This is a genomic window from Herminiimonas sp. KBW02 (assembly GCF_003852535.1).
Taxonomy (GTDB): Bacteria; Pseudomonadota; Gammaproteobacteria; order Burkholderiales; family Burkholderiaceae_D; genus Oxalicibacterium.
Genome location: NZ_QAJP01000004.1, coordinates 789,504 through 810,188 on the forward strand (window position 1 = coordinate 789,504; position 20,685 = coordinate 810,188).

The 20,685-nt window shown below is 54.4% G+C and carries 21 protein-coding genes; 18 read left to right on the forward strand and 3 right to left on the reverse strand.

Annotated features, from left to right (window positions below):
* Positions 1-20 precede the first annotated feature (20 nt).
* The 12 genes from uppS (at position 21) to DBR37_RS08045 (ending at position 12,161) form a co-directional block, all read left to right on the forward strand.
* Complete coding sequence (uppS, locus tag DBR37_RS07990; RefSeq protein WP_124573908.1) at positions 21-785, forward strand: polyprenyl diphosphate synthase; 765 nt, start codon at positions 21-23, stop codon at positions 783-785.
* Positions 779-1,597, forward strand: coding sequence for a phosphatidate cytidylyltransferase (locus DBR37_RS07995; protein ID WP_124573909.1), 819 nt, complete (start codon positions 779-781; stop codon positions 1,595-1,597). Before uppS ends, DBR37_RS07995 begins: the two co-directional genes overlap by 7 nt.
* A gap of 7 nt (positions 1,598-1,604) precedes the next feature.
* Positions 1,605-2,777: a 1-deoxy-D-xylulose-5-phosphate reductoisomerase gene (gene ispC / locus DBR37_RS08000; protein WP_124573910.1), complete on the forward strand. Its 1,173-nt coding sequence runs from the start codon at positions 1,605-1,607 to the stop codon at positions 2,775-2,777.
* On the forward strand, positions 2,774-4,141 hold the full coding sequence (rseP, locus tag DBR37_RS08005) for an RIP metalloprotease RseP (protein WP_124573911.1): 1,368 nt from the start codon (positions 2,774-2,776) through the stop codon (positions 4,139-4,141). Before ispC ends, rseP begins: the two co-directional genes overlap by 4 nt.
* A 56-nt stretch (positions 4,142-4,197) precedes the next feature.
* Complete coding sequence (bamA, locus tag DBR37_RS08010) at positions 4,198-6,594, forward strand: outer membrane protein assembly factor BamA (protein WP_124573912.1); 2,397 nt, start codon at positions 4,198-4,200, stop codon at positions 6,592-6,594.
* Between the two features lie 55 nt (positions 6,595-6,649).
* Positions 6,650-7,168, forward strand: coding sequence for an OmpH family outer membrane protein (locus tag DBR37_RS08015; RefSeq protein WP_199739063.1), 519 nt, complete (start codon positions 6,650-6,652; stop codon positions 7,166-7,168).
* A 15-nt stretch (positions 7,169-7,183) separates the two neighbouring features.
* Positions 7,184-8,236, forward strand: coding sequence for a UDP-3-O-(3-hydroxymyristoyl)glucosamine N-acyltransferase (gene lpxD, locus DBR37_RS08020; RefSeq protein ID WP_124573913.1), 1,053 nt, complete (start codon positions 7,184-7,186; stop codon positions 8,234-8,236).
* A gap of 11 nt (positions 8,237-8,247) precedes the next feature.
* Complete coding sequence (gene fabZ / locus DBR37_RS08025) at positions 8,248-8,718, forward strand: 3-hydroxyacyl-ACP dehydratase FabZ (protein ID WP_124573914.1); 471 nt, start codon at positions 8,248-8,250, stop codon at positions 8,716-8,718.
* Positions 8,718-9,506, forward strand: a complete 789-nt coding sequence (gene lpxA / locus DBR37_RS08030) for an acyl-ACP--UDP-N-acetylglucosamine O-acyltransferase (RefSeq protein ID WP_124573915.1) — start codon at positions 8,718-8,720, stop codon at positions 9,504-9,506. Before fabZ ends, lpxA begins: the two co-directional genes overlap by 1 nt.
* Positions 9,490-10,686: a lipid-A-disaccharide synthase gene (gene lpxB, locus DBR37_RS08035; RefSeq protein WP_199739064.1), complete on the forward strand. Its 1,197-nt coding sequence runs from the start codon at positions 9,490-9,492 to the stop codon at positions 10,684-10,686. The genes lpxA and lpxB overlap by 17 nt, the downstream gene beginning before the upstream one ends.
* 77 nt (positions 10,687-10,763) lie before the next feature.
* Positions 10,764-11,351 (forward strand): ribonuclease HII, encoded by a 588-nt coding sequence (rnhB, locus tag DBR37_RS08040; protein WP_124574201.1) that lies wholly within the window; start codon positions 10,764-10,766, stop codon positions 11,349-11,351.
* A gap of 18 nt (positions 11,352-11,369) precedes the next feature.
* On the forward strand, positions 11,370-12,161 hold the full coding sequence (locus DBR37_RS08045) for an RNA methyltransferase (RefSeq protein WP_199739088.1): 792 nt from the start codon (positions 11,370-11,372) through the stop codon (positions 12,159-12,161).
* 6 nt (positions 12,162-12,167) lie between these two features.
* Here DBR37_RS08045 and DBR37_RS08050 read toward each other — a convergent pair whose 3' ends face one another.
* The gene (locus DBR37_RS08050; protein WP_124573917.1) at positions 12,168-13,013 is read right to left on the reverse strand and encodes a pyruvate, water dikinase regulatory protein; all 846 of its coding nucleotides are present in this window, start codon (positions 13,011-13,013) and stop codon (positions 12,168-12,170) included.
* 191 nt (positions 13,014-13,204) lie between these two features.
* On the opposite strand from DBR37_RS08050, the gene ppsA reads away from it, so the two are divergent.
* The 3 genes from ppsA to DBR37_RS08065 all read left to right on the forward strand — a co-directional run bounded on the left by ppsA (position 13,205) and on the right by DBR37_RS08065 (position 17,215).
* On the forward strand, positions 13,205-15,643 hold the full coding sequence (gene ppsA / locus DBR37_RS08055; protein WP_124573918.1) for a phosphoenolpyruvate synthase: 2,439 nt from the start codon (positions 13,205-13,207) through the stop codon (positions 15,641-15,643).
* 170 nt (positions 15,644-15,813) lie between these two features.
* Positions 15,814-16,272, forward strand: a complete 459-nt coding sequence (locus DBR37_RS08060) for an NfeD family protein (protein ID WP_124573919.1) — start codon at positions 15,814-15,816, stop codon at positions 16,270-16,272.
* 13 nt (positions 16,273-16,285) lie between these two features.
* Positions 16,286-17,215 carry an SPFH domain-containing protein gene (locus DBR37_RS08065; protein WP_124573920.1) on the forward strand — a complete coding sequence of 310 codons (930 nt, stop codon included), beginning with the start codon at positions 16,286-16,288 and terminating at the stop codon, positions 17,213-17,215.
* Between the two features lie 45 nt (positions 17,216-17,260).
* On the opposite strand, the gene smpB is transcribed toward DBR37_RS08065, so the two are convergent.
* On the reverse strand, positions 17,261-17,710 hold the full coding sequence (smpB, locus tag DBR37_RS08070; protein WP_124573921.1) for an SsrA-binding protein SmpB: 450 nt from the start codon (positions 17,708-17,710) through the stop codon (positions 17,261-17,263).
* A 63-nt stretch (positions 17,711-17,773) separates the two neighbouring features.
* On the opposite strand from smpB, the gene DBR37_RS08075 reads away from it, so the two are divergent.
* Both DBR37_RS08075 and DBR37_RS08080 read left to right on the forward strand, forming a co-directional pair.
* The gene (locus tag DBR37_RS08075; protein ID WP_124573922.1) at positions 17,774-18,205 is read left to right on the forward strand and encodes a type II toxin-antitoxin system RatA family toxin; all 432 of its coding nucleotides are present in this window, start codon (positions 17,774-17,776) and stop codon (positions 18,203-18,205) included.
* Positions 18,198-18,503 carry an RnfH family protein gene (locus tag DBR37_RS08080; protein WP_124573923.1) on the forward strand — a complete coding sequence of 102 codons (306 nt, stop codon included), beginning with the start codon at positions 18,198-18,200 and terminating at the stop codon, positions 18,501-18,503. The genes DBR37_RS08075 and DBR37_RS08080 overlap by 8 nt, the downstream gene beginning before the upstream one ends.
* Before the next feature lie 46 nt (positions 18,504-18,549).
* On the opposite strand, the gene DBR37_RS08085 is transcribed toward DBR37_RS08080, so the two are convergent.
* Positions 18,550-19,053, reverse strand: a complete 504-nt coding sequence (locus DBR37_RS08085; protein WP_124573924.1) for a DUF4124 domain-containing protein — start codon at positions 19,051-19,053, stop codon at positions 18,550-18,552.
* 163 nt (positions 19,054-19,216) lie between these two features.
* Between DBR37_RS08085 and guaB the strand changes: the two genes are divergently transcribed.
* Entirely contained in the window at positions 19,217-20,677 is a 1,461-nt protein-coding gene (guaB, locus tag DBR37_RS08090; protein ID WP_124573925.1) for an IMP dehydrogenase, read from the forward strand.
* Positions 20,678-20,685 lie beyond the last annotated feature (8 nt).

Below are 20,685 nucleotides of genomic sequence, written 5' to 3' on the forward strand. Positions count from 1 at the left end.
TCGCTGCCGGTCGCTCAACGATGACGTCGCCTAGCTCAACCCAGTTTGTACCGGAAGTCTCGCTGGTGCCGCGTCATATTGCCATCATCATGGATGGCAATGGGCGCTGGGCCACCAAGCGTTTCATGCCGCGTGTGGCGGGTCATGTCAAAGGTGTGGAAGCGGTACGCGGTATCGTCGAAGCATGCGCCCGGCAAGGCGTCGAATATGTGACTTTTTTTGCCTTCAGCTCGGAAAACTGGCGGCGTCCGGAAGACGAAGTCTCGCTGTTGATGCGTCTGTTCGTGACTGCGCTGGAACGCGAAGTATCGAAGATGCATGCTAATGGCATCCGTCTGAAGATAGTCGGCGACCTCAGCCGTTTCGACGACAAGCTGCAGAAGATGATTTCTGCCGCCGAGCGCAAGACAGCGGGTAATACACGCCTGACCGTCACTATCTGTGCCAACTACGGCGGACGCTGGGACATCATGCAGGCGGTGAATCAAATGCTGGCGGCTCATCCGGGCAGCAGCGATTTCACTGAGGAACAGCTGGCACCTTATCTGTCGCTGGCCTACGCGCCCGAGCCTGATCTTTTCATTCGCACCGGCGGAGAAGAGCGCATTTCCAATTTCCTGTTGTGGCAACTGGCTTATACCGAGCTGTATTTCACCGATACTTACTGGCCGGATTTTGATGCGGCCGCATTGGAGCTGGCTATCACTTCCTATCAGCAACGTGAACGGCGCTTTGGTCGTACCAGCGCACAATTGGCCGAGCAATCGCCGGTGGCCAAATGCTAAAAACGCGCATCATCACTGCAGTGGCATTGCTGGCAGTGCTGCTGTTGGTGATTTATTCCGGGTCCTTCGTTGCGTTTGCTGTGCTGACTACTGCGTTCTTCGCAGCAGCAGCATGGGAATGCCTGCGTCTGTTCGGCAATAAAGGCCCGCAGATCGGCGCGGCGTTGTGGACAGCCGCATTTGCCTGGCTGATCTATAGCGGCAGCTTCAAGCAAAGTGTGTTTCTGGCAGCGATGTGCGTCGCGATCTGGGCCTTGCGCCTGACGCCGTCGCTGGCGCTCGGCTTGCCCGCCATGGCCAGCTTTGCGAATCGTCTGCTCACCGGTATTTACGGCATCGCCATCCTCGGCGCTTTCATTGCCTTGCTGGTTCTCTACAATCATTCCGCGCTGTATATGTTCTCGGTCATGGCTATCGTCTGGATCGCGGATATCGGTGCTTATTTCAGCGGCAAGGCCTTCGGCAAGCGCAAACTGGCACCGTCTATCTCCCCGGGCAAGTCATGGGAAGGTGCAATCGGTGGCGGCATTCTGGTGCTGTTGGCAGCGCTCGCCAGCATGGCTGCGCCTGCACTGGGCGATACCTTTGCTGTGCGGCTATACCAGACCTGGGGCTGGCCGGGCTTCTTGGCAGTTCTGATCGTGATGGTCGCGGCCAGCATCGTGGGCGATCTGTTTGAGTCACAACTCAAGCGTCGCGCCGGCATGAAGGACAGCAGCAATCTGTTGCCGGGCCACGGTGGCGTACTGGACCGGATCGATGCCTTGATCCCGACACTGCCGCTGGCGGCACTTATCACTTATTGGATGTAAGGCAGAAATGCAGCAAATCACGATTCTGGGTTCGACCGGTTCTATCGGTGTTTCCACCCTGGATGTTATTGCGCGTCATCCTGAGCGCTATTCGGTTTACGCATTGACGGCGCAAAGCAAGGTTGACGAGCTGGCGCAGCAATGTGCGCGTTTTAAACCGCAGGTTGCGGTAGTGGGTTCGGCCGAAGCCGCGAAGAAATTGCAGATGTTGCTGGATGCGCAGGGCTTGCATACGCAGGTCGGCCACGGCGAAGCAGCGTTGTGTGCAGTAGCCAGTGCACCGGAGTGCGACAGCGTGATGGCGGCCATCGTCGGTGGTGCTGGTCTGGCGCCTACTTTGGCAGCGGCACGTGCCGGCAAGCGTGTCCTGCTGGCGAACAAGGAAGCGCTGGTGATGTCCGGCCCGCTGTTGATGGAAGCGGTAGCTGCCAGCGGCGCCATCCTGATGCCTATCGATAGCGAACACAATGCCATTTTCCAATGCATGCCTGCTTCCTGCCAGCGCACACCGCTGGCGCATGGCGTGGAAAAAATCATGTTGACGGCTTCCGGTGGTCCTTTCCTCAAGCGTGATGTGAATACGCTGGATCAGGTGAGCTGGCAGGAAGCTGTTGCCCATCCGAAATGGGTGATGGGGCGCAAGATTTCTGTCGATTCCGCCACCATGATGAACAAGGGGCTGGAAGTGATCGAGGCGCATTGGTTGTTCGATGTGCCGGCCGACAAGATCGAGGTCGTGATCCACCCGCAAAGCGTGGTGCATTCGATGGTGTCCTACGTCGATGGCTCGGTGCTGGCGCAGCTCGGCAACCCGGATATGCGCACCCCGATTGCCCATGCGCTGGCTTACCCGGAACGCATCAGTTCCGGCGTGCCACCGGTCGATTTGATTCAAATTGCGCAACTTAGCTTCGAACGGCCGGATTTCTTAAGATTTCCATGCCTGAAACTGGCGTATGATGCTCTGCAAGCAGGCGGCTCCGCCCCTGCGATTATGAATGCCGCCAATGAAATTGCCGTACAGGCATTTCTCGACAGTCGCATCGGTTTCCGTGTGATAGACCAGTTGATCGCACGCGTGATGGATGCAATGCCGTCGGTGGCGATTACGGATATCGAATCGGTTTTTGCGCAAGATCGTAGCGCCCGTGAATTAGCCAACTCATTTATACCGTCATGATGCTGCTGCAAACCATACTCGCATTTGCCGTTGTACTCGGCGTACTGGTGATCGTGCATGAGCTCGGTCATTACCTGGTCGCACGCTGGTGCGGTGTCAAGGTGTTGCGTTTCTCGGTCGGCATGGGCAAGGTGGTTTACTCGCGTCGCTTCGGCGCGGACCAGACCGAATGGGCAGTTTCCATCCTGCCGTTAGGTGGTTATGTGAAGATGCTGGATGCGCGTGATGATGAACTGGGCGACATATCGCCGGAGGACATGAAGCGCGAATTCACCCGGCAATCGGTGTGGCGCCGGATCGCAATTGTGGCAGCTGGGCCGATAGCAAACTTCCTGTTGGCGATTGCGGTGTTTGCCGGTCTGTATAGCTATGGTATCCCTGAGCCTGCGCCCAAGCTGCGTGCGCCAGCCGAAAAATCGGTGGCTTACCAGGCTGGCTTGCGCGGTAATGAGCTGGTTACTTCCGTCAATGGTGAGCCAGTACAGATCTGGAACGACTTGCGCTGGCAAATGGTGCAGTCCGTCATCAATAAGCAGCCAGTGCGGCTGGAAGTCGAAAGCCCTGTGGCCGGTGCGCCGGATGCAAAGCATATCCAGACCATTACGCTGCCGGTCGACAGCATTTCTCCGAATGAACTTGAGGGCGACTTTCTTGGCAAGCTCGGGATAGACCTCGCGCGTCCGCCTGCTGTCCTGGGGCAGGTGGTGCCTGACGGGCCGGCCATGAAGGCGGGCCTGCAGCAGGGTGACCGCGTGCTGCGCGTGAATGGCGCACCTATCACCGACGGTTTGTCGCTGGTAGAGCTGGTACGGGCGTCGCCGGGGAAAAATCTTGAAGTCGATGTGCTGCGCAATGGCCAGCCTGTGAGCTTGCGTGTAGTGCCGGACGAGGTAAATGCCGATGGCCAGACTTTCGGCCGTATCAAGGTCGAAGTGCCGATGGCACCGGATATGGTGGTCGCGCATCACTCGCTGTTCGGGGCTTTGCTGAAGGGCGTGCAAAAAACCTGGGATACCAGTGTTTTGACGATCAAAATGGTCGGCAAAATGATCATCGGTGAGGTCTCCTGGAAAAACGTGACCGGACCGATTACGATCGCCGATTATGCTGGTCAAACTGCCCGTATCGGCTGGATCAGTTATCTGAGCTTTATTGCCTTCGTCAGCATCAGTCTGGGAGTGATGAATCTGCTACCTATCCCAGTGTTGGATGGGGGGCTTTTGCTGTATTATGCTGTGGAAGTTTTAACAGGTCGTCCGGTCTCCGAACGCTTTGGTGCAATCGCCCAGCGCGCAGGTATAGGGATATTAATGACCTTGATGCTGGTAGCAGTCTTTAATGATATCAATCGCCTGATCTCCTAGGGATGCAAGCCTTTTTCAGACCAAGGTCTGACTAGTACAACCATTTACGATAGCCAATGAAATTATATTCAGAGCTTTACTCCTTGCCGGTATTTCCCCGTCGTCTTATCGCTATTGCTGCCTTCGCGTTGTGCTCAGGCTATGTGCATGCGGCTGATCCGTTTACGGTCAAAGACATTCGGGTCGAAGGTATTCAGCGTACCGAAGCCGGTACCGTTTTCAGCTACCTGCCGGTACGCGTAGGCGAAACATTCACCGATGACAAAGGCGCTGCAGCGATTAAAGCGCTGTATGCAACCGGTTTCTTCAAGGATGTACGGATAGAAGTTGAAGGCGATGTGCTGGTGGTGTTTGTGGAAGAACGCCCGGCGATTGCCAGCGTCGAGTTCACCGGTACCAAGGAATTTGAAAAAGACCAGTTGATCAAGGCGCTTAAAGAAATCGGCGTAGGCGAATCGCGTATTTATGACAAGGCGCTGGTTGATCGCGCTGAGCAGGAATTGAAGCGTCAGTATCTGTCACGCGGCCTGTACGGCGTACAGATCACGACGACCGTGACGCCGCTTGAGCGTAATCGTGTATCGGTTACCTTTGCCGTGGATGAAGGCGACGTTGCCCGCATCAAGAATATCAATATCATCGGCAACAAGGCGTTCAGCGAAAAAGAACTGATCAGTTTGCTCGCCTTGCGTACGCCGGGCTGGTTCACCTGGTACTCGAAAGCTGATCAGTATTCGAAACAAAAACTGGCTGGCGATATCGAATCGCTGAAGTCTTTTTATCTGAACCGCGGTTATATCGAGATGCAGATCGAATCGACGCAAGTCTCGATCACGCCGGACAAGAAAGATATCTTCATCACCATCAATATCAAGGAAGGCGAGAAGTTCAACGTTTCCGACGTCAAGCTGGAAGGCGAGATGCTGGGACGCGAAGCCGAGTTGAATTCATTGGTGCAATTGAAAAAAGGCGATGTCTTCTCCGGTGAGAAACTGACCGCCAGCACCAAGAACATTTCCGATCGTCTGGGTAACTTCGGTTATGCGTTTGCGAACGTGAATGCAAATCCGCAAATTGACCGCGAGAAGAAGGAAGTTGCCTTCACCATCATGATCGATCCGGGCAAACGCGTTTACGTGCGTAACATCAACATCGGCGGCAATACCAAAACGCGCGATGAAGTGATCCGTCGCGAAATGCGCCAGTTTGAAAACTCGTGGTACGACGCTGAAAAAATCAAATTGTCGCGTGACCGTATTGACCGTCTTGATTACTTCAACGACGTGACAGTGGAAACACCGGACGTTGCAGGCAAGACAGATCAGGTAGACGTCAATATCGGCGTTACCGAAAAACCAACCGGTAACATCATGCTGGGTGCGGGTTTCTCCAGCGCGGATAAATTGTCCCTGAGCGGTGGTGTGAACCAGGCAAATGCCTTCGGTAGCGGTAATACCGTCGGTGTTAACGTCAATACCAGCCGTCTGAACCGTACCATTGCGCTGTCCAGCACCAATCCATACTTTACGGATGATGGTATCAGCCGCAGCTACGAGGTATTCCTGCGTACCACGCGCCCACCTACCATCAACACGGGTGAATACCGCATCCGTACCACCGGTGCGAACATCAAGTTCGGTGTGCCATTTACCGAGTTTGATACGGTGTTCTTCGGTGTCGGTGTGGAACGTACCGAAGTGCAGACCTACACAAATGTCACGAACTTTAATGACAGTCCGGAAGTCTATAAGCGGTATGTTGATAGTATCAACAACGTACAGAATGATGCGTCGAACCCGAATAGTGCTTTCTCGCAAGGTATTCATAACGCTTCGACCACCGGTTTGCCTTTGACCGCTGCATGGCAGCGCGATAATCGCGATAGTGCCTTGGTACCTACCCGCGGTCGTTATCAACGTGCCAACTTTGAGTTTTCGCCTGCCGGTGATGCGAATTACTATCGTGCAACTTACCAGCACCAGTATTTCAAACCATTGTTTACGAATGTCACACTGGCTTTGAACGGCGAGGTTAACTACGGTAAAGGTCTGGGCGGTAAAAACTACCCGATTTTCAAAAACTTCTACGGTGGTGGTATCGGTTCGGTTCGTGGCTATGAAAGTTCGTCGCTGGGGCCTAAGGCAGGTAACGGCGATCCGCTGGGTGGTTCGGCGCGTATTATCATGAATGCGGAATTGCAATTGCCATTCCCGGGTTCAGGCATAGATCGCAGCTTGCGCTGGTTTACCTTCTTCGATGCGGGTAACGTTTATGCTGACGGATTTGGCGGCGGCGGCCTGAAAACTTCGGTGGGTCTGGGTCTGAGCTGGGTCTCGCCTATCGGTCCGCTCAAGTTGAGCTTCGGTAAGGCCCTGAATGCGACGACTTCCGGCACAGTGCAGGAAAAAGATCGTACGCAAGCGTTCCAATTCCAGTTGGGTACAGGTTTCTGATCGCTTGAGGCATAATAGGCGGTCGGTATTGAAATTTGAAACACGGAGAATTATTTTGAAGTCCTTCATTAAATCGTCAGTAGTCTCCAAAGGCGTGGCAGTTATTGCTGCGGGTTTGTGTTTTGTTTCCGTTGCGCAAGCGCAGGAAACACGCATTGGTTTCATCAGCACTGAGCGTGTATTCCGCGAAGCGGCGCCGTACAAGGCGGCACAAGTCAAGCTGGAGCAAGAGTTTGCCAAGCGTCAGAAAGAATTGCAGGACCTGGCCAATCGCCTGAAAAACCTGGCAGACAAGTTCGACAAGGATGCGCCGGTATTGTCTGATTCGGAACGTACCAAGCGTCAACGCGAACTGGCAGATGTGGATAAAGAGTTCCAGCGTAATCAACGTGAATTTAAGGAAGACTTGAACCAGCGTCGTAACGAGGAAACTGCTAGCGCGATCGAACGTACCAATAAAGTGATCAAGCAAATCGCAGAAGCAGACAAATACGATATCGTGTTGCAGGAAGCGGCCTATGTAAGTCCGCGTATCGACATCACCGATAAAGTCATCAAAGCGCTGGGCAAATAAAATAAAAAGGCAACGATGAGCACTCGGCTGGGAGAATTAGTCGAACGCTTGGGGGGCCGGTTGATAGGCGACGCCGACATCGCAGTTGTCGGTATCGCACCGTTAAACGATGCTGACGCATCGCACATCACGTTTCTTTCCAATCCCAAGTTCAGAGGGCAGGCCGCGCAAACACACGCGGCCGCTTTAATTTTGTCTGCTGCAGACGACGAGATCGTTGCGGCCGACTATAAGGGTGCGCGCATCGTCACGGCGAACCCTTACGCTTACTTTGCGCGTGCCGCACAGTTTTTTGCCGCCTTGCATGCGCATATTCCCCCGGCTGGCATACATCCGAGCGCCAGTGTAGATCCGGGTGCGCAAGTGGCCGCCAGTGCTTCCATCGGCCCGTTTGTCACGGTAGAGGCAGGTGCAGTCATTGAAGACGGTTGCGTGGTCGATGCCGGCTGTTTTATCGGCCGTGATGCTCACCTCGGTGCAAACACCCATTTTTATCCACGTGTCAGCTTCCTGGCTGGTTGCCGGATCGGGGCGCGCGGCATTATCCATTCCGGCGCGGTGATAGGCGCAGATGGCTTCGGTTTTGCCAATGAGGGCGGGGTCTATATCAAGATTCCGCAGACCGGCGCGGTCAGGATAGGCGACGATGTGGAAATCGGCGCCAATACCTCGATAGACCGTGGCGCGCTTGCAGATACCGTGATCGAAGATGGCGTCAAGCTGGATAACCAGATCCAGATCGGTCACAACTGCCATATCGGCGCGCATACGGCCATGGCTGGCTGCGTCGGAGTAGCAGGTAGCGCCATCATCGGCAAATACTGTACTTTTGGCGGGGCCGCGATGGTGCTGGGACATCTGACCATCGTCGATCACGTGCATATTTCATCGGGCAGCATGGTGTCACGCTCGATACGGGAGCCGGGGCAGTACACGGGGTTTTATCCACTGGCCAAAAATGCCGAGTGGGAAAAATCAGCGGTCATTGTGCGCAATTTGGCGACGATGCGTGAGAAAATCCGCGAATTAGAAAAAACTATTAAAACGCTAGACGACAAATCAGAATGAATAACACAGAAATGAAAACACTCGACATCAATCAGATCAAGCAATACCTGCCGCACCGCTATCCTTTGCTGCTGGTTGATCGCGTGTTGAACTGGGAGTCGGGCAAGTCGATCACCGCGATCAAGAATGTCACCGTGAATGAAGAGTTCTTCAACGGCCACTTCCCGCACAAACCGGTCATGCCGGGTGTCCTGATGATAGAAGCGCTGGCGCAAACCGCTGCCTTGCTGTCTTTCCTGACCATGGGTCAAAAGCCGGATGACAATAGCGTGGTTTATTTCATCGGTATCGACGGTGCGCGCTTCAAGCGTCCGGTGGAACCAGGCGACCAGCTGAAAATGGAAGTTGAAATTTTGCGTAATGCGCGTGGTATCTGGAAGTACAAGGCAACCGGTTCGGTCGACGGCCAACTGGCACTGGAAGCCGAACTGATGTGCACCATGCGTACGATTAACGAGGCGAGCCCGGCTGCGGGGCAGTAATGTCATTGATCCATCCAAGCGCGATTGTTGATCCCAAGGCACAACTTGATCCTACAGTTGAGGTCGGTGCGTATACGGTCATAGGCCCTGATGTCGTTATCGGCGCCGGCAGCAAGATCGGTCCGCATGTCGTGATCGAAGGGCACACCACCATAGGCATGGAAAATACAATTTTCCAGTTCGCGTCCATCGGTGCCGCACCGCAGGACAAGAAATACGCTGGTGAGCCTACGCTGCTGACGATCGGTGACCGCAACACCATCCGTGAGTTTGTCACCATCAATCTGGGCACCACGCAGGACGTGGGTATTACTCGTCTGGGCAGTGACAACTGGATCATGGCTTATGTGCACATCGCGCATGATTGCCAGCTCGGCGATAACATCATCCTGGCCAACAACGCGACCCTGGCTGGCCATGTACACCTGGAAGACTGGGTGTTCCTCGGTGGCTTTACTTCGGTGCATCAATTCTGTCGTATAGGTGCGCACGCGATGACTGCGTTTACGGCTGCTGTCAGCCAGGACGTTCCGCCATTCGTCACGGCCGCCGGTAATCGTGCGGTACCAGCGGGTATCAATAGCGAAGGCCTGAAGCGCCGTGGTTTCAGCAGTGAACAAATCATGGCCATCAAGCGCGGCTACAAGACTATCTACCGTTCCGGCTTGCCGCTGGACGACGCCAAGCAAGCCTTGCAGGCGGAAGAAGCCAAATCGCCGGACGCCGCACCTTATCTGCGTCAGTTACGCGAATTCATAGAAGCATCTCCCCGTGGCATCATCCGTTAACAACACCGGAAGCGTCGCCGGAAGTACGGCCATTGCCATGGTCGCTGGTGAAACCTCCGGTGATTTGTTGGCAGGTCGTTTGTTATCCGGTTTGCGTCCGCACATGCCGGATGCCTATATGCACGGTATCGGTGGTCCGCACATGGCGCAGCATGGCTTTGTCAGCGACTTTCCGATGGAGAAGCTGTCGGTGCGTGGTCTGTTCGAAGTCCTCGCGCATTACCGTGAAATCAAGGGCATACAAATCGCCCTGCGCGATCAGTTGCTGGCCGAAAAACCCGCCGTATTCATAGGCGTGGACGCACCGGATTTCAATCTGGGGCTGGAAACACAACTCAAGAGCGCCGGCATTCCGACCATGCATTTCATTGGCCCGTCGATCTGGGCCTGGCGCGGTGGTCGCATCAAGAAAATCGCACGCGCTGCTTCGCATATGCTGGTGATCTTCCCGTTTGAAGAAGAAATCTATCGCAAGGCGGGCATACCCGCGACTTACGTTGGCCATCCGCTGGCGCAAGTGATACCGATGGAACCGGACCAGGCAGGTGCGCGTACTATGCTGGACTTGCCCGCAACCGCTCCGGTTGTCGCTATCCTGCCTGGCAGCCGGATGTCCGAATTAAAGTACAACGCAGTGGCTTTTGTTGCTGCTGCCAAGATACTGTTACAACGTGACCCGAATCTGCGCATCGTGGCGCCGATGGCGGGTGCGGCGCAACGTCGTTATTTTGAAGAGTTGATCGCACAAGCTGGTTTGCAGGACGTGCCTGTGCAAATACTGGACGGGCAATCGCATCGCGCACTGGCTGCCGCCGATGCAGTATTGGTTGCGTCCGGTACGGCTTCACTCGAAGTCGCGCTGTTCAAACGACCGATGGTGATCGCGTACAAGATGATGAGCGCTTCATGGCATATCTTGCGCCATATGGCTTATCAGCCGTGGATAGGTTTGCCGAATATCCTGGCGCAGGAGTTCCTGGTGCCGGAATTGTTGCAGGATGCGGCAACGCCGCAAGCACTGGCAGACGCGCTGTGGCCGCAGTTGCAGGACAGCGCATTGCGTGAACGCCTGCAGCGTCGCTTTACCGAAATGCACCACAGCTTGTTACGCGATACGGCAGGCGAGAGCGCCCGTGCAGTCATCGAATTGATAGAGCAATCACGTAGTGGCAGCGTTTAACACTAACGCAAACCAACGCAGTACAAGAAAGCATCTCCGTGAAAAAAGAAGACCCGAATCTCTCATTGTTCAGCTTCATGGACGAGGACATCATTTGCGGTGTGGATGAGGCCGGTCGCGGCCCGCTCGCCGGACCTGTATTTGCTGCTGCTGTCATTCTTGATCCGCAACGGCCGATAGACGGTTTGCGCGATTCCAAAAAACTGACAGAAGCAAAGCGCGATGCACTGGCAGTCGATATAAAACAATATGCGTTATCCTGGTCGATTGCACAGTGCTCGGAAGAAGAAATCGACAGTCTGAACATCCTGCAGGCGACCATGCTGGCCATGCGTCGTGCGATCGAAGGATTGCATGTTGTGCCGACGCTGGCGCTGATCGACGGTAATCGCTGCCCGGTGACGAACGTGCGCTCTGAAGCCATTATCAAGGGCGACGATAAGGTTGCGGCCATTTCCGCTGCCTCCATCCTGGCCAAGACGGCGCGGGATCATGCGCTGGGCATCTTGCATATCCAGTATCCGCATTACGCTTTCGATCAGCACAAAGGCTATCCGACGGCCCTGCATCTGGAGCGTTTGCGCGAACATGGTGTGTCGCCGGTGCATCGCAAGTCGTACGCACCGGTGCGCGCCTTGCTTGGCGATGCTGCGGGCAAACGCTGAGGTGAGATCAACATGACGATGAAAACCATTTCCTCACGCGACAACCCGCTCTACAAAGAGTTAAAGCATCTGGCCGCCAGTTCACAGGCGCGTCGCAAGGCAGGGCGTACGCTGCTGGACGGTGTACATCTGTGTGAAGCATATCTGGAAAAAATTGGTTTGCCGCCTTTGTGCATAGTCGGTGAAACGGCTTTGCTGAATGAAGAAGTGAGTGTGATCGTCCAGCAGTGCAGTGACAGTCATACGCAGTGCATCATCTTGCCTGATGCCTTGTTCCTGGCCTTGAGCCAGGTTGAGCATGGTGTCGATTTATTGTTTGTGATCGATACGCCGGAATTGCAGCAAACACCGCGCCTGACGCAATCGGCGGTGCTGCTCGACAGAGTGCAGGATCCGGGTAACTTCGGCTCTATCGTACGTAGTGCAGCGGCAGCTGGTATCAAACAGGTTTATTGCAGTGCCGGGACGACCTTTGCGTGGTCGCCGAAAGTACTGCGTGCCGGCATGGGCGCGCACTTTTTGCTGGAAATATTCGAAGGCGTTGATCTGTCTGATCTGCTCGGACGCGCAGACATCCCGGTGATTGCAACCAGCTCGCATGCGGATAAACAGCTCTATGAAGTGGATTTGCGTCAGCCTGTCGCCTGGCTGTTCGGCCATGAAGGACAGGGCGTAGCTGAAGACTTGTTGGCGCGTGCTACGTATCGCGTTTCCATCCCGCATCTGGGGGCGATTGAATCACTGAATGTCGCGGCCAGCTCCGCTGTCTGTTTCTTCGAACAGGTACGGCAGCAAACCTTGATCAAGTAGTCAACCTCAGTCGGATCGCTGGTCCGATTTGATTTCCTGCAGTATCGTCGCCGCAATTTCTTCAATTGATTTTGTGGTTGACGACATCCAGCGTATGCCTTCGCGGCGCATCATACGCTCCGCCTCATTGATCTCGTAACGGCAGTTTTGTAGTGCAGCATATTTGCTGCCGGGTAAGCGTTCATTACGAATTTCCGCGAGGCGGTCAGCCGCAATCGATAGTCCGAACATCTTATGCTTGTATTCTTGCAAGCCGCTTGGCAATTTGCCGCGTTCAAAATCGTCGGGAATCAAAGGATAGTTCGCCGCCTTGATGCCGTATTGCATCGCCAGAAACAGGCTGGTAGGCGTTTTTCCGGAGCGCGAGACGCCAACCAGGATGACGTCGGCAGCAGATAAATTCTTGTGCGACTGGCCGTCATCATGCGCCAGCGAAAAGTTAATTGCCTCGATCCGGTTCTTGTATTCCTCCGAATCGGTACTGGTATGGCTGCGGCCTATCGTGTGTGTCGATTTGACGCCCAGCTCCTGTTCCAGCGGCTCGACAAAAGTTTGAATTAAATCCATGTGCATCCCCTGGGATAGGCGCACAATGCTGGATAAATCGGATTTCACCAATGTAGAAAAAATGATAGGGCGCTGTCCGTCGGCAGCGAAAGTTTCATTGATTTTCCGCAATGCATCATAAGCCTTGTCCGGTGTGTCGATGAACGGCAAACGGACTTGTCTGAAGCGCATTTCAAACTGCGTTAGTACCGAATGACCGAATGTTTCCGCTGTGATGCCCGTGCCATCGGAGACAAAGAACACAGTGCGTGTGCTGGCCGGATTGCGGTCGACAGGTGGGCTCATGGAATAGTGTAAGGATGCTGTAAGTTAAAAAATGCTGCGCTGCAGTGCGAACTCGTAAGACTTTGGGTAAAATGTCGGCCAATTGCTCGAACATGTTACGGCCTTACTCGAAGAATAACAAAAACTGTTGCCTATCTGTCGCCTCATAAGGGCGTGCACGAAGATTTTTTTTCATCAAAGCAGAGGTTGTTATGTCGATTGCATTACAAACGGGGAGCAAGTATGACCCGGCAGTAGAAGGAAACTACGTCGTTTCCTTCGATCGTTTACGGATGTCCGATGTGGACTCCGTTGGCGGTAAAAACTCGTCTTTGGGCGAGATGATCAGCCAGCTTGCAGAAGCTGGCGTCAGGGTGCCGGGTGGTTTTGCCACTACAGCACAGGCGTTCAGGGATTTCCTGGCGTATAGCGAAAACGGTGGCTTGAGTCTGGCACAACGTATCGCCGATCGTCTGGAAGGCCTGAATATCGATGATGTGCGTGCACTGGCGCAAGCCGGTACCGAGATTCGTCAGTGGATAGTGGAAACACCATTCCAGCCGCAATTGCTGGAAGACATCAAGCAATACTATCAAGACCTGGCTGCAGATTCCTCCAAGGAAATGTCGTTTGCCGTGCGTTCTTCTGCGACAGCAGAGGATTTGCCGGATGCGTCGTTTGCCGGTCAGCAAGAAACCTTCCTCAACGTTGTCGGCATCGATAATGTGCTTGAAGCAATCAAGCATGTCTTCGCTTCGCTCTACAACGACCGTGCAATTTCCTATCGTGTACACAAAGGCTTTACGCATGCTGAAGTTGCATTGTCAGCTGGCGTGCAGCGCATGGTGCGTTCCGATAAGGGCGCGGCCGGTGTGATGTTCACGCTGGATACCGAATCCGGTTTCCAGGATGTGGTTTTCATCACCTCCAGCTATGGTCTCGGCGAGACGGTAGTGCAGGGCGCGGTGAACCCGGATGAATTCTACGTGCACAAGCCTATGCTGGAACTCGGCAAGTTGCCTATTATTCGCCGCAATATCGGTTCCAAGCTGATCAAGATGGAATTCACCGACGAAGCCAAAGCGGGTCGTTCGGTGCGTACCGTCGATGTGCCTATCGGTATGCGTAATCGTTACTCGCTGACAGATGAAGAAATCGTCGAACTGGCGAAGTACGCGGTCATCATCGAGAAGCACTACGGTCGTCCGATGGATATCGAGTGGGGCAAAGACGGTTTGGACGGCAAGCTGTACATCTTGCAAGCGCGTCCGGAAACCGTGAAATCGCAACAAAAAACCACTGACGTCCAACAACGTTTCAAACTCAAGGGCAGCGGTTCCGTATTGACCGTCGGTCGCGCCATCGGTCAAAAGATCGGCGCCGGCCCGGTACGTGTGATTCTCGATCCGGCCGATATGGAACGTGTACAGCCAGGCGATGTGCTGGTAGCAGACATGACCGACCCGAACTGGGAACCAGTCATGAAGCGTGCTTCCGCTATCGTCACCAATCGTGGTGGCCGTACTTGTCACGCGGCGATTATTGCGCGTGAACTGGGTGTGCCAGCGGTGGTTGGTTGCGGCGATGCGACCGAGTTCCTGACGGACGGTACGCTGGTGACAGTGTCTTGCGCGGAAGGTGACGAAGGCAAAGTGTATGACGGCTTGCTGGAAACCGAAGTGACTGAATTCGCACGCGGTGATTTGCCTGAGCTGCCGTTGAAGATCACACTCAACGTTGGTAACCCGCAACTCGCATTCGACTTCCAGAGCATCCCGAATGCCGGCGTTGGCCTGGCGCGTCTGGAATTCATCATCAACAACAATATCGGTGTCCATCCAAAAGCAATTCTGGAATATCCGCATATCGATGCTGATCTGAAAACTGCAGTGGAATCGGTCGCACGTGGCCATGCTTCGCCTAAAGCGTTTTACATCGACAAGCTGGCAGAAGGCATTGCCACCATCGGTGCAGCGTTCTGGCCTAAGCCTGTGATCGTGCGTTTGTCCGACTTCAAATCGAATGAGTACAAAAAGCTGATCGGTGGCTCCCGTTACGAACCGGATGAAGAAAATCCGATGCTGGGCTTCCGTGGTGTTGCACGCTATCTGGCGCCGGATTTTGCTGAATCCTTCGAGATGGAATGCAAGGCGATGAAGCGCGTGCGTGACGAGATGGGTTTGACCAACGTTGAAATCATGGTGCCATTCGTACGTACGCTGGGTCAGGCGGACAAAGTGATCAAGCTGCTGGAAAAGAACGGCCTGAAACGCGGTGAAAACGGCTTGCGCATCGTCATGATGTGCGAAGTACCGTCGAACGCGATTCTGGCTGAAGAATTCCTCAACTACTTCGATGGCTTCTCTATCGGCTCCAACGATCTGACCCAACTCACATTGGGCCTGGATCGTGACTCCGGTATGGAAATCCTCGCTGCTGATTTCGATGAACGTGATCCTTCAGTGCTGGCGATGTTCTCGCGTGCGATTGCTGCATGTCGCAAGCAGGGTAAATATGTCGGTATCTGCGGTCAGGGCCCATCGGATCATCCGGACTTTGCTGAATGGCTGATGAAGGAAGGTATAACGTCGCTGTCGCTGAATCCTGATTCGGTGATCGAGACCTGGCAAAGCCTGGCCAAACGTCTGTAATGTATTAAGGTAGTAAGGCAGTCGGGTGTGTGAATTTATGTTGCTACACAGTTTTTTAGACTAGACTGTGTGCACCCGACTGTTGATAAGTCTTATCGTGGTTACTTAACCCTCGTCGCCCAACGGTCCACGAGGGTTTTTTGCTTTTGGGATCAAGGAAAGGAAAGCACATGACGGACTGGATGATTTGGTTTGCTGTGGCCTGCGTGCTGGTCGTACTGGAAATGGCAACCGGCACCTTTTATCTGTTGATGATAGGCATAGGAACGGCAGCAGGTGGTCTGGCCGCACTGGGCGGCATGGGTGTGCCTGAACAATGCCTGATTGCAGCAGCCGTTGCCGCGCTGGGAACCTTTGCTTTGCGCCGCAGTAAATTCGGCCGTCCTGATCATACTGATGCGGCGCGTGATCCGAATGTGAACCTCGACATAGGGCAGGTGCTGGAGGTCGCAGAATGGCGTCATGTCAATGCAGACTCGTACACTGCACGCGTGATGTATCGCGGCGCTTTATGGGATGTGGAGCTGGCTCAGGGCGAGGCCGCAGTGCCGGGGAAATTCATCATACGGGAAGTACAGGGTAGCCGTTTAATCGTCAATAACAGTGACGCCACCGCTCACGCACAATAAAGGGAATAACACTATGTTTGATACTACTAGCGTCACTATTTTCCTGCTGATAGTCGCCATAGTCTTTGTCATCAAGACCATCAATGTGGTGCCGCAGCAGCATGCCTGGGTAGTGGAGCGTCTGGGTAAATACCATGGAACCCTGGGCCCGGGCCTGAAGATCGTGCTGCCTTTCATCGACCGCATCGCATACAAGCATTCGCTGAAAGAAATCCCGCTCGACGTACCTATGCAAGTCTGTATCACCAAAGATAATACGCAGCTGGAAGTAGACGGCATTCTGTATTTTCAGGTGACCGATCCTATGCGTGCCTCCTACGGTTCATCGAATTACATCTCCGCGATTTCGCAGCTGGCGCAAACCACACTGCGTTCCGTGATCGGTCGCATGGAGCTGGACAAAACTTTTGAGGAACGCGACCTGATCAATCACGCGGTGGTCGGTGCGGTGGATGAGTCCGCCGCCAACTGGGGTGTCAAAGTCCTGCGCTACGAGATCAAGGATCTGACGCCGCCTAAGGAAATCCTGCATGCGATGCAATCGCAGATCACTGCTGAACGTGAAAAGCGTGCGCTGATTGCGGCATCGGAAGGACGCAAGCAAGAGCAGATCAATATTGCGACCGGTGAGCGGGAGGCATCGATTGCACGTTCGGAAGGTGAGAAACAGGCAGCGATCAACCGTGCGCAGGGTGAAGCATCGGCCATACTCTCTATCGCAGAAGCGACGGCGGAGGCAATCCGTAAGACTGCTTCGGCTATTCGTGAGCCAGGTGGTTCGGATGCGGTTAACCTGAAGGTGGCAGAACAGTATGTCGAAGCCTTCGGCAAGCTGGCGAAGACCAATAACTCGATTATCATCCCGGCCAATCTGGGCGATATGAGCGGCCTGATCGCGACCGCCATGCAGGTAGTGAAATCGCAGGGCGCGGCAGGCAAGTAATGCTGTCGCAGATTAAATAAAAACGGCGCCTGCGGGCGCCGTTTTTTATCGCCGGTTCTGTTTCATCACGGCCTGGATTTCACGCTGGGTATCGCGCTGCTTTTCGGTATCACGTTTGTCGTGCTGTTTTTTGCCCTTGGCGAGGCCGATTTCACATTTGATATAGCCACGCTGGTAGTGCAGGTTGAGCGGTACCAGCGTGTAGCCGGAACGCTCCACCTTGGCGCTGAGTTTCTTGATTTCCTCAGACTTCAGCAAGAGCTTGCGTGTGCGTACCGGATCAGGCGTAATGTGGGTGGAGGCGGTCGCGAGCGGGCTGATATGCGAGCCAAACAGGAAGATTTCCTCGTTGCGGACGATGACGTAGGCTTCCTTGAGCTGCACGCGCCCGGCGCGGATGGATTTGGCTTCCCAACCTTGCAATACGATGCCGGCCTCGAAGCGCTCCTCGATAAAGTAATCGTGGAATGCTTTTCTGTTGTCAACAATGCTCATGAGTTTCGGCTAGGGGTCGGTTAAAATGGATACTTCGCGATTCTATCAAACGGTTCATATTCGATGGCGGTAGTACATAAATCAGTCTTGTTGGGCTACAGCGCTGAGCAAATGTTTGCGCTGGTAGACCGGGTCGAGGATTATCCTCAATTTTTGCCATGGTGTGGCGGGGTCGAGGTCAAGCAGCGGGAAGAAGGCCGGCTGGTCGCCAGCATCATGATCAATTACCACGGCGTCAAACAAAGCTTCACCACGGAAAACACCAATGTGCGCCCGGTTTCGATGACCATGCGCCTGCTGGAAGGGCCGTTCAAGCAATTACACGGCACCTGGACTTTCAAGCCTTTGCGGGAAGATGCCTGCAAGATCGACTTCGACCTGCAGTATGAATTCTCGAATCGCCTGATCGAGCAAATCATCGGACCGGTATTTAATATGATCGCTACCAGCTTTGTCGATTCATTCAGCAAGCGGGCGGATGCAGTATATGGCTGATCCGGCTTCCATCCATATCCAGATTTGCTACGCGCGCCCGGACCGGCAATTTTTGCTGGAACAGACGGTGCCTGAGGGAACGACCATACAGCAGGCCATCCAGAATAGCGGAATTATCCAGCAAGCGCCGGAAATTGATGTCAGCGTCTGGCGTGTGGGTATCTATGGCAAGCTGAAAACCCTGGATACCGTACTGCGCGAGCATGATCGGGTGGAAATCTACCGGCCACTTATCGCTGATCCCAAGGATACGCGTCGCAAGCGTGCCGACCATAAAGCCGTTAAAAAAACTGCCTGATACCGTTGCCGGTGGCAGGCAGAGATTTTCAGGTCGTCTTCCCTGATTACTTGCAGTCGTTCAGTACGCGCCGACTCTCTTTTATTTCCTGTTCGCGTTCTTCATCGCTCAGATAAACCCGTTCCCCGGATTGATCCATGCGGCTGACGCGCTGGCCTGACTCCAGCACGCGGTTATAGGCGGTCGCACGCTCGCAATTCTTCTTCTGATCTGCCGCCTGTTTGGCTTTTTGCTCCGCTTCCTTGTCTTTCTCGGCCTGCGCTATCCGGCGCTTCTGGAAATCGACATTTTTGTCAGCCAGGGTAGGCGGCGCCTTTTTTGTCATATCGACATCTTTTTCCGCCTCGTCCGTGCTGGCTTCCGAGGCGGTACGCAATGGCGTGCCCGGGGCTTTCAGGATTTTGCTGGTCGGTACTGAAGTTGGTGGCGGGCGATCCGAATACTGCTTCACGCCTTTATTATCCAGCCAGATATATTGTGCAAACGCGGCGCTGGTTCCGAGAGTGAGGATGAGTGCGAGGGTGAGGCGGGCAAAACCAGTTGAACGCATGACTAATCCTTCAGGGGGAAAGCGATAAATAGTTGTGCGATTTCGCCATGCTTCCTGCCTGCTGTCAATCAATACGACAATTTGTCGACAAGCTTTTTCGCAAGTGCAAGACGCAGCAAACGGATTTCTGTATAATTCGCTTTTGCGCCACTAGGAAAATACTATGCGTTTATTACAAAAAGCACTCACATTCGATGACGTGCTGCTGGTTCCGGCTTACTCTGACATTCTCCCAAAAGATACTTCCCTTGTTACGCGCCTGAGCCGTAACATCACCCTGAATATCCCTTTGCTGTCGGCAGCGATGGATACTGTGACTGAAGGTCGCCTTGCGATCGCAATGGCGCAAGAAGGTGGCATCGGCATTATTCACAAAAACCTGACTGCGAAAGAGCAGGCACGTGAAGTTGCCAAAGTAAAACGTTTTGAATCCGGCGTCGTACGTGACCCGATTACCATTCCGCCTGACACCAAGATCCGTGACGTGCTCGCCTTGTCGCAGCAACATGGCATCAGTGGTTTCCCGGTCGTCGAAGGCAAGACCGTGGTTGGCATTATCACCAACCGCGATTTGCGCTTTGAAAACGAGCTGGATGCGCCTGTCAGCAGCAAAATGACACCGAAGGAAAAGCTGGTCTACGTGCCGGACGGCGCGGATCTGGTTGAAGCCAAGCGCCTGATGAACAAGCATCGTCTGGAACGCGTGCTGGTCGTCAACGACGCCTTCGAACTGCGCGGTCTGATTACCGCCAAAGACATCCAGAAAGCAACCGAGCATCCGCTGGCCTCGAAAGATAGCCAGGGTAAATTGCGCGTTGGCGCAGCAGTCGGCGTCGGCGCCGACAACGACGAGCGCGTAGACCTGCTGGTCAAGGCTGGTGTGGACGTGATCGTGGTGGATACCGCGCACGGTCATTCCAAAGGCGTGCTGGATCGCGTGCGCTGGATCAAGGATAACTACAAGGGCGTAGACGTCATCGGCGGCAATATTGCTACCGCGGCAGCTGCGCTGGCACTGGTTGAACACGGGGCTGACGGCGTCAAGGTCGGTATCGGTCCTGGTTCGATCTGCACCACGCGTATCGTCGCAGGTGTCGGTGTGCCACAAATTACAGCTATCTCGAACGTCGCTGATGCACTCAAAGGCACAGGCGTGCCATGTATCGCCGACGGCGGCATCCGCTTCTCCGGTGATATTTCGAAGGCACTGGCCGCAGGTGCTTCCAGCGTCATGATGGGCAGCATGTTTGCCGGTACTGATGAGGCGCCGGGCGAAGTGATTCTGTTCCAGGGCCGCAGCTACAAGGCTTACCGCGGTATGGGCAGCCTGGGCGCGATGGCCGATGGTTCGGCCGACCGCTACTTCCAGGATCCGGCCAACAACGTTGATAAATTCGTGCCGGAAGGTATCGAAGGTCGCGTTGCCTACAAAGGCAGCATGGTCACCATCCTGTATCAACTGGTAGGCGGCGTACGCTCCTCGATGGGTTACTGTGGTTGCTCGTCGATAGACGAATTCCGTGAACGTGCCGAGTTTGTAGAAATCACTTCGGCCGGTATGCGTGAGTCGCATGTCCATGACGTGCAAATCACCAAGGAAGCGCCGAACTATCGCGCTGAATAAGGTCGCTG

Bases quoted from the DNA above. Each gene is read 5' to 3' on its own strand.
- lpxD (WP_124573913.1), top strand. From the start codon at position 7,184: ATGAGCACTCGGCTGGGAGAATTAGTCGAACGCTTGGGGGGCCGGTTG.
- DBR37_RS08065 (WP_124573920.1), top strand. From the start codon at position 16,286: ATGTTTGATACTACTAGCGTCACTATTTTCCTGCTGATAGTCGCCATA.
- DBR37_RS08050 (WP_124573917.1), bottom strand. From the start codon at position 13,013: ATGAGCCCACCTGTCGACCGCAATCCGGCCAGCACACGCACTGTGTTC.
- ispC (WP_124573910.1), top strand. From the start codon at position 1,605: ATGCAGCAAATCACGATTCTGGGTTCGACCGGTTCTATCGGTGTTTCC.
- DBR37_RS08080 (WP_124573923.1), top strand. From the start codon at position 18,198: ATGGCTGATCCGGCTTCCATCCATATCCAGATTTGCTACGCGCGCCCG.
- fabZ (WP_124573914.1), top strand. From the start codon at position 8,248: ATGAAAACACTCGACATCAATCAGATCAAGCAATACCTGCCGCACCGC.
- rseP (WP_124573911.1), top strand. From the start codon at position 2,774: ATGATGCTGCTGCAAACCATACTCGCATTTGCCGTTGTACTCGGCGTA.
- DBR37_RS08085 (WP_124573924.1), bottom strand. From the start codon at position 19,053: ATGCGTTCAACTGGTTTTGCCCGCCTCACCCTCGCACTCATCCTCACT.
- bamA (WP_124573912.1), top strand. From the start codon at position 4,198: ATGAAATTATATTCAGAGCTTTACTCCTTGCCGGTATTTCCCCGTCGT.
- DBR37_RS07995 (WP_124573909.1), top strand. From the start codon at position 779: ATGCTAAAAACGCGCATCATCACTGCAGTGGCATTGCTGGCAGTGCTG.
- lpxA (WP_124573915.1), top strand. From the start codon at position 8,718: ATGTCATTGATCCATCCAAGCGCGATTGTTGATCCCAAGGCACAACTT.
- DBR37_RS08075 (WP_124573922.1), top strand. From the start codon at position 17,774: ATGGCGGTAGTACATAAATCAGTCTTGTTGGGCTACAGCGCTGAGCAA.
- guaB (WP_124573925.1), top strand. From the start codon at position 19,217: ATGCGTTTATTACAAAAAGCACTCACATTCGATGACGTGCTGCTGGTT.
- DBR37_RS08045 (WP_199739088.1), top strand. From the start codon at position 11,370: ATGAAAACCATTTCCTCACGCGACAACCCGCTCTACAAAGAGTTAAAG.
- DBR37_RS08060 (WP_124573919.1), top strand. From the start codon at position 15,814: ATGACGGACTGGATGATTTGGTTTGCTGTGGCCTGCGTGCTGGTCGTA.
- uppS (WP_124573908.1), top strand. From the start codon at position 21: ATGACGTCGCCTAGCTCAACCCAGTTTGTACCGGAAGTCTCGCTGGTG.
- rnhB (WP_124574201.1), top strand. From the start codon at position 10,764: ATGGACGAGGACATCATTTGCGGTGTGGATGAGGCCGGTCGCGGCCCG.
- smpB (WP_124573921.1), bottom strand. From the start codon at position 17,710: ATGAGCATTGTTGACAACAGAAAAGCATTCCACGATTACTTTATCGAG.
- ppsA (WP_124573918.1), top strand. From the start codon at position 13,205: ATGTCGATTGCATTACAAACGGGGAGCAAGTATGACCCGGCAGTAGAA.